Raw genomic sequence first — 12,554 nt, forward strand, 5'->3', positions numbered from 1 at the left:
TGATTACGCATAATACATCTCAAACTCAACTGGATGTGGCGCCATATTTAAACGTTCCACTTCTTTACGTTTGATGCTAATAAACGCATCAATAAAATCTTTCGCAAACACACCACCTTGAGTTAAGAATTCATAGTCTTTTTCTAATGAATTCAACGCTTCTTCTAATGAGCTTGCTACTGCTGGAATATCTTTTAATTCTTCTGGTGGAAGATCGTAAAGATTTTTATCCATTGCATCGCCTGGGTTGATTTTGTTTACTACACCATCAAGGCCTGCCATCAATAATGCAGCAAAAGCCAGATATGGGTTTGCTAAAGGATCTGGGAAACGCGCTTCTACGCGAATCGCTTTCGGGTTGGTTACTGCTGGGATACGGATTGAAGCAGAACGGTTACTTGCTGAGTAAGCTAATAATACGGGCGCTTCAAAACCAGGAACTAAACGTTTATATGAATTAGTGCTTGGGTTAGTGAACGCATTTAATGCTTTAGCATGCTTAATAATACCGCCGATATAATAAAGTGCGGTCTCAGAAAGCCCTGCATATTTATCGCCTTGGAAAATGTTTTTACCGTCTTTACTTAACGACATATTACAGTGCATACCCGAACCATTATCGCCAGTAATTGGTTTTGGCATAAAACACGCTGTTTTGCCGTGCTCTAACGCCACATTTTGCACAACGTATTTATAGATTTGAGTTTCATCTGCTTTTAAGGTTAGTGTATTGAATTTAGTCGCAATTTCGTTTTGTCCCGCAGTAGCCACTTCATGATGATGTGCTTCGATAACTAATCCCATTTCTTCTAAAATCAAACACATTTCAGAGCGAATATCGTGTGCCGTATCAATTGGAGCAACCGCACAGTAACCGCCTTTTTTCAATGGACGATAAGCGTTGTTACCACCTTCATATTTTTTGTTGGTGTTCCAAGCTGCTTCTATATCATCAATAGAAAAAGACGCTTTGTTCATTGATACATTAAAACGCACATCATCAAATAAGAAGAATTCTGGCTCTGGGCCGAAAAAAACTTGATCTGCAATACCAGTTGAACGCATATAATTTTCTGCACGAATTGCAATAGAGCGCGGATCACGATCATAGCTTTGCATTGTCGTTGGTTCATAAACACTACAACGAATAGAAAGCGTTGGAATTTGCGCGAATGGATCGACCACGGCTGTTTCAGCCATTGGCATAAGCAACATATCAGCTTTATTAATGGTCTTCCATCCTTCTACAGAGGAACCATCAAACATCTTGCCATCTTCAAACATATCTTCATCAACAAGGCTAACTGGGATAGAAACACCATGTTCTTTACCTTTAATGTCAGTAAAACGAAGCAATACAAACCTAATATCATTCTCTTCGATCAATTTAAAAACGGAAGCAATGGCATTTGACATAGTAGATCCTCTTTCTATATAAAAAATTAGGTAAGCATTATAGTCTAATCAAATCTGACTTTCATTAGATTTGTTGTGGCGTTATAATAAAAAGCACAGAAAACCTGTATAATGGCTGCTATTTTTTAGTATTAAAATAAGTTATATTTTATTCAATGAACGGTACAATATCTCCAACCAATCAATCAATCAATCAATCAATCAATCAATCAAAGTCTGTCATTATTGCAGGTAATGGAACTAGTTTAAAATCAATTAACCATAGTTTATTACCTAAAGATTATGATGTTTTCCGTTGCAATCAATTTTATTTTGAAGATCATTATTTTCTTGGCAAGAAAATAAAAAAGGTATTTTTTAATTGTTCTGTAATTTTTGAACAATACTATACATTTATGCAATTAATTAAAAATAATGAATATGAATATGAATATGCTGATATTATTTTATCATCTTTTCTAAATTTAGGGGATTCAGAATTAAAGAAAATCCAGCGTTTAGAAAAATTACTACCACAAATCGATCTTGGTCATAGCTATTTAAAAAAACTACGATCTTTTGATGCTCATTTACAATATCACGAACTATATGAGAATAAGAGGATTACATCAGGCGTCTATATGTGTGCAGTGGCAACTGCAATGGGTTATAAAGATCTTTATTTGACAGGCATTGATTTTTATCAAGAAAAAGGGAATCCTTACGCATTTCATCACCAAAAAGAAAATATTATTAAATTGTTACCTTCCTTTTCACAAAGTAAGAGTCAAAGCAATATTCATTCTATGGAATATGATTTGAGTGCACTTCATTTTTTACAAAAACATTATGGTATAAATATTTACTGTATTTCGCCAGAAAGTCCTCTATGTAATTACTTTCCTTTATCACCACTGAATAACCCAATTACTTTTCTTCCCGAAGAAAAGAAAAATTACACGCAAGATATTTTAATTCCGCCGGAGTCAGTGTATAAAAAAATTGGTATATATTCCAAACCAAGAATTTACCAAAATCTGATTTTTCGGTTGATCTGGGATATATTACGTTTACCTAATGATATAAAATACGCTTTGAAAGCAAAGAAAATGAGACTACGTAAATAAATCTGAGGTATAATGTCCCGTTTTCTTCAACATGAGACAACAACCTATATTAGGTGCTGTAAATTGCACCTTTTCTATAAAATCATATACCGTGCAAAATTGCACCCTACTCGAAGCATTAGATAATGAAAAACGAAATCGATATTAACAAACTGCGCAACATCGCAATTATTGCGCACGTTGACCATGGTAAAACCACCCTTGTAGATAAACTTCTGCAACAATCTGGTACTTTTGAATCCACTCGTGGTGATGTAGATGAACGCGTTATGGACTCAAACGATCTTGAAAAAGAACGTGGAATTACCATTCTTGCAAAAAATACCGCGATTAACTGGAATAACTACCGCATTAACATCGTAGATACACCGGGGCACGCAGACTTCGGTGGCGAAGTTGAACGTGTGCTTTCTATGGTAGATTCTGTTCTATTAGTTGTTGATGCTTTTGACGGCCCGATGCCACAAACGCGTTTCGTGACCCAAAAAGCGTTTGCTCATGGCTTAAAACCTATCGTCGTGATTAATAAAGTTGACCGTCCTGGTGCGCGTCCAGACTGGGTTGTGGATCAAGTATTTGACTTATTCGTAAATCTTGGTGCAACAGATGAACAGTTAGACTTCCCTATTATCTATGCTTCAGCATTAAATGGTGTTGCAGGTCTTGAGCACGAAGAATTAGCAGAAGATATGACTCCGTTATTTGAAGCTATTGTGAAACATGTAGAACCGCCAAAAGTAGAACTTGATGCGCCATTCCAAATGCAAATTTCACAATTAGACTACAACAACTATGTAGGTGTTATCGGCATTGGTCGTATTAAGCGTGGTTCGATTAAACCAAACCAACCAGTTACTATCATCAATAGTGAAGGAAAAACTCGTCAAGGTCGTATCGGTCAAGTACTTGGTCATCTTGGTTTACAACGTTATGAAGAAGATGTTGCTTACGCGGGCGATATCGTGGCGATCACTGGTTTAGGTGAATTAAATATTTCTGATACGATTTGTGATATCAATGCAGTTGAAGCACTTCCATCATTAACTGTTGATGAACCAACAGTAACAATGTTCTTCTGCGTAAATACCTCTCCATTTGCGGGCCAAGAAGGTAAATACGTTACATCACGTCAAATTCTTGAACGTTTAAATAAAGAATTGGTTCACAACGTAGCGTTACGCGTAGAAGAAACCCCAAACCCAGATGAATTCCGTGTTTCTGGTCGTGGTGAATTACATCTTTCTGTGTTAATCGAAAATATGCGTCGTGAAGGTTATGAGCTTGCCGTTTCTCGCCCTAAAGTAATCTACCGTGATATTGATGGTAAAAAACAAGAACCATACGAACAAGTGACTATTGATGTGGAAGAACAACATCAAGGTTCTGTGATGGAAGCACTAGGTATCCGTAAAGGTGAAGTTCGAGACATGTTGCCTGACGGTAAAGGTCGTGTTCGCTTAGAATACATCATTCCTAGCCGTGGATTAATTGGCTTCCGTGGTGACTTTATGACCATGACTTCTGGTACAGGCTTACTTTACTCAAGCTTTAGTCACTACGATGAAATCAAAGGTGGAGATATCGGTCAACGTAAAAATGGTGTGTTGATTTCTAATGCAACAGGTAAAGCACTGGGTTACGCATTATTTGGCTTACAAGAGCGTGGTAAGTTAATGATTGATGCAAACGTGGAAGTTTATGAAGGTCAAATTATCGGTATTCATAGCCGTTCAAATGACTTAACCGTGAACTGCTTACAAGGTAAAAAACTTACCAATATGCGTGCTTCAGGTAAAGACGATGCGATTGTGCTGACTACACCTGTAAAATTCAGTCTTGAACAAGCGATTGAATTTATCGATGACGATGAGTTAGTTGAGGTGACACCGGAATCGATTCGTATCCGTAAAAAACTTTTAACGGAAAACGATCGTAAACGTGCAAACCGTACAACGACAAGTACTAGCACGCATTAATAAACAACGCTAGCACGAAAATTTGTAAAAAATTAACCGCACTTTCGGGATACAACTAAAGTGCGGTTATTTTTATGCTCAATTTACTAAGGAGAAAGTCTTTCTCTGATCCAATTATCACTTGCTTTACGATAACGAATTCGGTCATGTAAACGGCTTGGTCGCCCTTGCCAAAACTCCACGGTTTCTGGCACGACTAAATAGCCTCCCCAATAATCTGGTCGAGGCACGTTTAACGGATGTTTAGCGGCAACCAATGCGGCTTTTGCTAACAAAGATTTATAATTAGAAACCACCGCACTTTGCTCACTTGCCCAAGCTCCTATGCGACTGGTGTAAGGGCGGGTAGCAAAATATTTATCGGATTGTTCTGCTGGGATTTTAACCGCCTTACCTTCAATTCGCACTTGGCGTTCCAATTCAGACCAAAAGAAAGTCAGCGCAACATAAGGATTACGCTCAATACAACAGCCTTTTCGGCTAAGATAATTCGTAAAAAAGACAAATCCTTGCTCATTGAGTTCTTTTAGCAAAACCATTCGGCTATTTGGGCGACCTTGTTCATCAACAGTCACAATATTCATTGCAGTAGGCTCATTGACTTGAGCATGAATTGCCTCTCTCTGCCACTGTTCAAATTGCGAGATTGGATTTTCATGGCAATCATGTTGTGAAAGCGCTCGTTTCGTATATTCATCGCGAATATTGTGTAACTCCATTTTCTCCCCTTTCAAATTTGATGAAAAATGCAAATAGAATAAAGTCTGTAAAATCGTTCATCAATTTTCATAAAATAAAACTCAAATGACATCAAATCTTGCAATTATTTAAAATATGCGTATTATCTAGCCCCCTATATTCAACCTCGGGTTCCCTAACCCCGATTTATTTAAACTAAAAAGGTACAACATGAAATTAACCTCTCCGATCTTTAATGATCAACAAAAACGTCGTGCAATCATCTGGCTCAGCTTTTTCCACATATTCATCATTGCAGCGAGCAATTACTTTGTACAAATCCCTTTTGAAATCACGCTAAAATTAACCGCACTTGGTGCAGCAAATGACTTTTCTTTCCACAGCACTTGGGGAACGCTCACATTCCCATTTATCTTTTTGGCTACTGATTTAACTGTTCGCATTTTCGGTGCAGAAGATGCTAGAAAAATCATCTTTGTAGTTATGCTTCCTGCTCTTGTTGTGAGTTATGTCATATCTGTTTTATTCTCTGAAAGCAAATTCCAAGGTTTCGAATCATTAACGCATTTTGATCTATTTGTATTCCGTATTGCTATTGCGAGTTTTGCCGCTTACGTTATAGGACAATTACTTGATGTGATCGTATTTAACCGTTTACGCCAGTTAAAAACATGGTGGGTGGCACCAACTAGCTCAATGACATTTGGCTCAATGGCGGATACTTTTGTGTTCTTCAGTATCGCCTTCTACCAAAGTGCAGATCCTTTCATGGCTGAACATTGGGCACAACTCGGCTTTGTAGATTATCTATTTAAATTATTTATAGGAATTATCTTGTTCGTCCCAGCCTATGGTGTAGTATTAAATGTTATTTTACTAAAACTACAAATGCTCGTAGCAGAACGCGTTCCTGCATAAACCAAATTTCTGACGCATATAAAGCAATTAACCCCACTTTTTTGAGTGGGGTTAATTATTAAGAAACTCATTAAATCGCTTGAGAGCGCCATAAAATCTTCACATTATATTCTCTGCACTTACATTGCTAACGAGGTGTAATCATTCGTTTCCTTACTGTAAATGACAATAAAAGTGTATGTTGTGAAGAATTTAACCTTGTTGAAATTTGTCAGTTTGGTAACCAAAAAATTAATATCGTTATGTTGTTTCATTCTCCACAAACGTCATTACAAACATACCGTTATCGTACTTTATGTCTGTTTATTGAATCATCCAGAAAATCTCAAACACTACACTTTCCTGCATTGTTTGATGAATTTTACCTTTCAATTCTTTTAATAGTTGTAATTCCTGCTCGGCAATTTCATCTTGCACATCATCCAATTCATTACGAGCCCTGCGAAGCTGTTTACGCAGTTTGGTTACCTCTTCTTGTAACTGAATTTGTAGTTCAATATCATCTGCTAGCACCAATTCCTTTTCTTTGCCGCGCATTGCCTCTTTGAGTTCGCTAATTAAATCTTCAGCAGCTTGCATTTGATCTTTTGCCCAAGCGTTAATACGAACACTTTCAGCTTTTAACAACGCATCATTTTCTGCCTTAATTCGAGCTTTTTCCGAATCTATTTGTTCTCTTACTAACTTTTCAAAAAAAAGCGGTGGATTTTGAACAGAATTTTGCAAATCTGCAGAAAGTAAAAATAGCTTTTGTGCAAATTCTTTATCTAGCAAATTACCTTGCTCATCACACACAGTAAATACTAACGATTCTTGACTTTCCGCATTCGACTCTACACTGATTTTATTTAAACGTAACCAACCAGATTTTCCTTGAGATTGTTCTACTAAACTAATTTTTTCAGGAAAATTTGTGTAATCAAAAACTAATGTCGCATTTGGTGTATGAGCATTTAATGCTTCATTGATACACCATTGCCCAAGTGGTTGATTTAAGCGATATTCATAACCTTGCAACGTTGTTGTACGTTCTTTGCGTGGCAATAAATATCGCCCAAGTGGTATACCGCCTAGAGGTGAATTTTCGAGTAAAAAATACCAATCTGTTTGATTAAACTGAGCTTTACCATTTAGCGCAAATTGCGTTAATCCCCAAAACCACTGCTCCATTGCATTTAAACGGTCTTCTGTCATCACTTTAAGGCGTTCTAGCACTGACTGATCAAAGCTTGAAACCAATGCATTTTTTGTTTCTTGCACTCTTCCTTCAATTTCATCGGCAAATTGGGCTTGTAACTGATCAAAGGCTGTCTGAATTTCGTTTTCAGTACGGCAAGTGGCATAAATATTCGCAATTTGATTTTCAATATCCACACCAGATTCAATTCGCCCTAACACTTCATCAGATGCACCCAACACGCCTTGGAACAATTTAAATTTTTCCGTTAACAACTCTAAAACGCGCTGATCAGCAAGATTTCGTTTGTTTAAGAAATTGATCACCACGACATCGAATTTTTGCCCATAACGATGACAACGCCCGATCCTCTGCTCCACTCGCTGCGGATTCCACGGTAAATCATAGTTAATCAGTAATGAACAAAATTGCAAGTTTACCCCTTCACTGGCAGCTTCTGTCGCAATCATAATTCGAGCTTTTTCTTTAAAATGCTCAATCAATGCCGAACGCTTATCCACTTCTGCCGAGCCTGTAATTTTTTCTGTGCCTTGATGGCGAACAAGCCAATCTTGATAAATCGCTACAGAATTTGGATCGTTATTCGTGCCACTGAATAGCACCACATTATCGGCATAGCCATTTTGCGTTAAAAAATCAAAAAGGTATTTCTGCGTGCGTACCGATTCGGTAAAAATAATCGCTTTTTGATTTGCTCCCAGTTTCTCCATTTCAGCAAAACCGGTTTGAAGTGCGGTCAATAATGCGAGAATTTTGCTGTCTTGTTGCAAACCTTCTGCTAAACGAATAAAGCCTTCAATTTCAGAGATTTCGGCCTGTAACGCTACTTGATTTAATTCATCGCTAACAGAAACTTCTATCTCTTCCACCTCCAACTCATCGGCTTCTACATCTTCTGTGGTTAATTCTTCACCATCAAATAATGCTTCAATTTCACTTAATGGTTCATCTTGATTCTGTTCCAGCTGCTGTAAATGTTGAAGCCTTAACAAAATGGCTTTTAACGTCCCCAAAACTGCTTGCGGGCTTGAGGCTAACAGTTTTCGTAAGATCAAAGCCGTTAAATGTTTATGTCGCTTTGGCAACGCGTAGCTACTTTCTTTACGTAAAAATTCTGAGATTTTCTCATAAAGGGTAAATTCTGCTGCCGTTGGCATAAATTCTTGAGTGATCGTCTTACGTTCGGTATAACGCACATATTCCAATACATTCTTGCGTAGCGTACGTTTAACAAAACTTTCCATTCGCTCTTTGAGTTCAGTCACATTGCCACGTCGAACAAATTCTTTTTGGAAAAATTTGCGGTCGCCAAAAATATGATCATCAAGCAAAGTCGATAAGCCATACAGTTCCATCAACGAATTTTGCAAAGGTGTGGCCGTTAGCAATAGTTTTTTCTTGCCCCCAAAGGCATTGCGCATTGCTTGCCCCATTTTGTTGTCGGCTTTGTGAGCATTACGCATCTTGTGAGCTTCATCAATAACCACCAAATCCCAATCAAACTGCTTAAATGTTGCTTGTTCTTTGCTAGCAAACTGATGCGAAACAATCAACACATTATTGCCAATTTGATTTTTGCAAAAATTAAACAGTTTTCCACTGCTTGTTTTTTTCATTGCTTGATTGACAACCGTTTTATCTACCACCATTGTTGGCAAACCAAACTTTTCAGCTAGCTCATTCCCCCATTGTTTACGCAAAATGGCAGGGCAAACAATCAACAAATTCCGCTTACGTTCTGCCCATTTTTGACAAAGCACTAAACCTGCTTCAATGGTTTTTCCTAAACCAACTTCATCGGCAAGCATGACACCTTCCTGTAGCGGATTTTTAAGTGCAAACAATGCCGCATCAATTTGATGGGGATTTAAATCTACCTTTGCATCAAATAGTGATTGCGATAAACGGTTATCATCTGTTCGGCGGCACGTGATTTCATTAGCAAAATAACGAGCGTGATAAGGTGTTACCATATTTTCCTCTTTCTAAACAGCATCAGCCAAAATCATCGTAAACATTTTTTGCAGATAATCAGCTTTATCCATAAACAGAATATGTTTATCGATAAATTCTTCTTCAGTTTTATCATACAAAGCTGCAGCCCCATCATTAAGTAAGCCTGAATATGGTGTAATAGATAAGATAAAACTATTAAGTGTTAAACCGAGTTTTAATTCTTTTTCCAAGGTTTTAACCGATTCAAACAAGCTAAATTTCGGGTGTTCCCATGTCATATTGCGAATGCCTTTTGGGTCAACAAAAGTCAGCCATTGTCTGCCATTTTCTTTATCCACCAACCAAAGTAAAAAATCAGGATAGAAATTGCCCGCAAGTGCAAAGCCCAAACCTTTAGCTTTATTTGATGCATTGCGTAGCAAATACAACTCTTTACCACCAGTCCATTCACTAAGTAAACCAGCAGAGTGTACATTTTTCAAATTTTCTACAAACTGAATTTCACTTTTTTCCTTCATTGAAAGTGGCTTCATTGTAAAAGGTAAAGCCGCTTGATTTTCTAAGGTCATAATTGGATAAAACAAATGCGGATTAAAGCAAATCGCTTCTATGTTTGGTGCTTTCCAACCCAAAACTTTCGCTAGTTCCCCCGATTCTACTCGTGTTTTCAAATCTTCCAATTTGGCTTGATAACCTCCTCCATCTGCTTTCAAATTGACAGTAAATTCATACTTTTCCACCATTGAACCATTTTCTTCATCCACAAGTATTTCACGATAAAACTGACCTTCATATGCCCCTTTCATCGCTTTGTAGAATGCCTCTAAATAATCGGTCAACAGTTCTAACATCAACCCTTCTTGTTTTTGCACTGAAGAAAAATCTGTTACTGCCAATTCTGTTGGCGGAATATAGAGCTTGTACCAATCATTTCGGTAGGCAAATTTTTTTAATCGCTCTCTATCCAATCGCAGATTATTTAATGATTGCAACATTTTACTTTTTTGTAGCGTGAGATAAATCTTATCCCAATCAAATAAATTAAATAGCCGACTATCTAAAAGACCTTGTTTCTTTTGCTTATCTAAACTTTGCTCGAGTTGATTCCCTTTACTTACAACAGACTCCAAACGAGGATAGCAGTCAAGAATGGCAATCGGTTCTTTTACTTTACCCTGCCATTTTTCAGGAATTTCAAACAAATAAACATTTTCTGTACGTTTAAAGCTCTTCTGACGATTACCTTTATATTCTTCGTCCAATTTAAGTGTTTTCAGTTTTATCCCTTTGGGTAAATTCGGTTGCACTTTAAAATCAATAGTAATAATTTCATCAAGATTTACGCCTTCTTCTGCCAAGTATTTTCGGAATTGATCCATGTAGTTTGCATTGATGCCAAAAATATTGAGCGTTTCTAATTTTTCTAAATGCACACCTTTAGGGCGTTCTCCACTCATACTACGTTTCAAAGAAAAATGACGTCCTTTTAAGCGCACACCGCGCCCAAACATTTGAATGATTTGACTACCTTCTTTTTTGCCCATATTGAGCAATCCCATTGTAGAAACTCGCCAACTAGACCAACCTTCAGTAAATTTTTTTGCTCCAATCAGTACATTAATTAAACTTGAGTTTTGGTTGATAGTTTCAAATAAACCTTCACCAAATTCATCACTTGTCGTATCAAATGCAGGGTTATTTTCTGCACTTTTAGCAAAATCTGCTGCACTACCGATGTTGATTACCCCAAAAGCAGGATAACTCCCCACTGCAAGTGATAATTCGCCAGATGCTTTTTTCAACAATTTAAGCTGCAATCGAGCTTGGCTATCTGCGTTAAATAAACGTTTGAGCATATCCGCATACAAATCGTCTTCACGCCCAACAAAGTCCATTAATGCAGTAAATCGTTGTAAGAAAATATTGTTATCGGCATTATCTAAAAGTCGGGCTTTATCTGCGACCAAATCCGCCAAATAACTTTTTGCTAATTCAGCCTCATTAAGGAAAAACGCTAAAAAGTCCAAAATTTTCTGTACGTCGGATTTTTCTTGTTTTTGCTCTGCAGTTTCGTTTGAACTTGTTTTGTCTGCAACGCTTTTTCCAACAAATACCATCAATGGCTTTTCAATATTCCAAGTGGTCAATTTGTCTGAAAATTTTTCAAACAGATACATTTGCTGGTAAAACGACAACAAACAAGCGGTAAAATAGAGCTTTTCATGTTCGGCAAAATAGTCATTTTTCAGATTCAAAATCAAACTTTCTTTTCCATAACCATCGGCATAAAAATACTTGTAAGAGTAATCAAATAAAATACATTTAGCGTATTTTTCACATAAAGTATTCTTTTTATCGCTCACCGCTTGACCAAGTGTTGCAGAATACTCAAAAGCAAAGCCGTCTGAAATTAAGGCTTCACGACGTTTTTGCCATGCACCATCTTCTGCACTTGAACCGCTATGTCCTTCATCGACTAACACAAGGTTATGCCCATCTAACTCTGCCACAGCAACGGTTTTATCACCTGATTTTTCTCCCAGTTTATTTATATCGATCACTTCTACCGATACCGTATCAGACGAAGTAAAATTCAGGGATAAATTTGGTGAAATACGGTTCTTATCAAACAAACTTGCCGAAAAACCAGATTCTTCTAGCTCTATAACATGCTGATTACTCAGGCCTTCTCTTGGTGTTAATACGATAATTTTGTCGATTTTTTCAGGGCAATAATCCAAATATTGCAGAATGTTCACGTGCATCAGTAAGGTTTTACCACTTCCTGTGGCATTCCAAAAGGCAATCGTGTTTAAATCACTTGCAGTGTATGGCGTGCGTTTTTCTGCATTTTTATCACCCAATTCGGTTTGGTATTTTTTCAACTGTGCATTTAAAGCAGCTTGAAATGCCGCTTGGCGATTGAAGTAAAAATCCAAATAAATTTCAGTAAACAATAACGACAAATACTGAAAATATTTCATCTGTAATACATGCCCGCTAATATCATTCCGCTTTTCAGTAATTTTTTGCCAATGGCGAACAATGTTTCTGTCATAACGCAATAAATCATTTTCGCTAATGTCGTCTGTATGGAATAACTGGCCATGCACCAACGCATCAAAGAAATGAGTTTGACCGTTTTCAATCTGACCATCATCCCCCAAACGAGCTTTCAGATCTTGCAATTTCTCTGCATTAAAAAGCGATAAAAAATAACGATTCAGTATTAAATGATCGTGAAACGTGGTTTTGCTTTGTGGTTTCGTTTTTTTCGCCATTGCA

7 protein-coding genes are annotated in these 12,554 nt (G+C 37.3%); 3 read left to right on the plus strand and 4 right to left on the minus strand.

Annotation, left to right across the window (positions count from 1 at the left end):
* Positions 1-3: 3 nt before the first annotated feature.
* The gene (glnA, locus tag HMPREF9096_RS06020; protein WP_009500125.1) at positions 4-1,416 is read right to left on the minus strand and encodes a type I glutamate--ammonia ligase; all 1,413 of its coding nucleotides are present in this window, start codon (positions 1,414-1,416) and stop codon (positions 4-6) included.
* A gap of 155 nt (positions 1,417-1,571) precedes the next feature.
* Here glnA and HMPREF9096_RS06015 point away from each other — a divergent pair, with 155 nt between their 5' ends.
* Both HMPREF9096_RS06015 and typA read left to right on the plus strand, forming a co-directional pair.
* On the plus strand, positions 1,572-2,522 hold the full coding sequence (locus HMPREF9096_RS06015; RefSeq protein WP_009500126.1) for an alpha-2,3-sialyltransferase: 951 nt from the start codon (positions 1,572-1,574) through the stop codon (positions 2,520-2,522).
* Positions 2,523-2,647: 125 nt separating this feature from the next.
* The gene (gene typA / locus HMPREF9096_RS06010) at positions 2,648-4,498 is read left to right on the plus strand and encodes a translational GTPase TypA (protein ID WP_009500127.1); all 1,851 of its coding nucleotides are present in this window, start codon (positions 2,648-2,650) and stop codon (positions 4,496-4,498) included.
* A gap of 86 nt (positions 4,499-4,584) precedes the next feature.
* Here typA and pdxH read toward each other — a convergent pair whose 3' ends face one another.
* A complete protein-coding gene (pdxH, locus tag HMPREF9096_RS06005; RefSeq protein ID WP_009500128.1) occupies positions 4,585-5,217 on the minus strand; it encodes a pyridoxamine 5'-phosphate oxidase in 633 nt (210 codons plus the stop codon).
* A 190-nt stretch (positions 5,218-5,407) separates the two neighbouring features.
* On the opposite strand from pdxH, the gene HMPREF9096_RS06000 reads away from it, so the two are divergent.
* Positions 5,408-6,115 (plus strand): 7-cyano-7-deazaguanine/7-aminomethyl-7-deazaguanine transporter, encoded by a 708-nt coding sequence (locus tag HMPREF9096_RS06000; RefSeq protein WP_009500129.1) that lies wholly within the window; start codon positions 5,408-5,410, stop codon positions 6,113-6,115.
* A gap of 303 nt (positions 6,116-6,418) precedes the next feature.
* On the opposite strand, the gene HMPREF9096_RS05995 is transcribed toward HMPREF9096_RS06000, so the two are convergent.
* The gene (locus HMPREF9096_RS05995; protein WP_009500130.1) at positions 6,419-9,286 is read right to left on the minus strand and encodes an SNF2-related protein; all 2,868 of its coding nucleotides are present in this window, start codon (positions 9,284-9,286) and stop codon (positions 6,419-6,421) included.
* 12 nt (positions 9,287-9,298) lie between these two features.
* Positions 9,299-12,550, minus strand: a complete 3,252-nt coding sequence (locus HMPREF9096_RS05990; RefSeq protein ID WP_009500131.1) for a DEAD/DEAH box helicase family protein — start codon at positions 12,548-12,550, stop codon at positions 9,299-9,301.
* Positions 12,551-12,554 lie beyond the last annotated feature (4 nt).

Source organism: Haemophilus sp. oral taxon 851 str. F0397, from assembly GCF_000242295.1.
Taxonomy (GTDB): Bacteria; Pseudomonadota; Gammaproteobacteria; order Enterobacterales; family Pasteurellaceae; genus Haemophilus.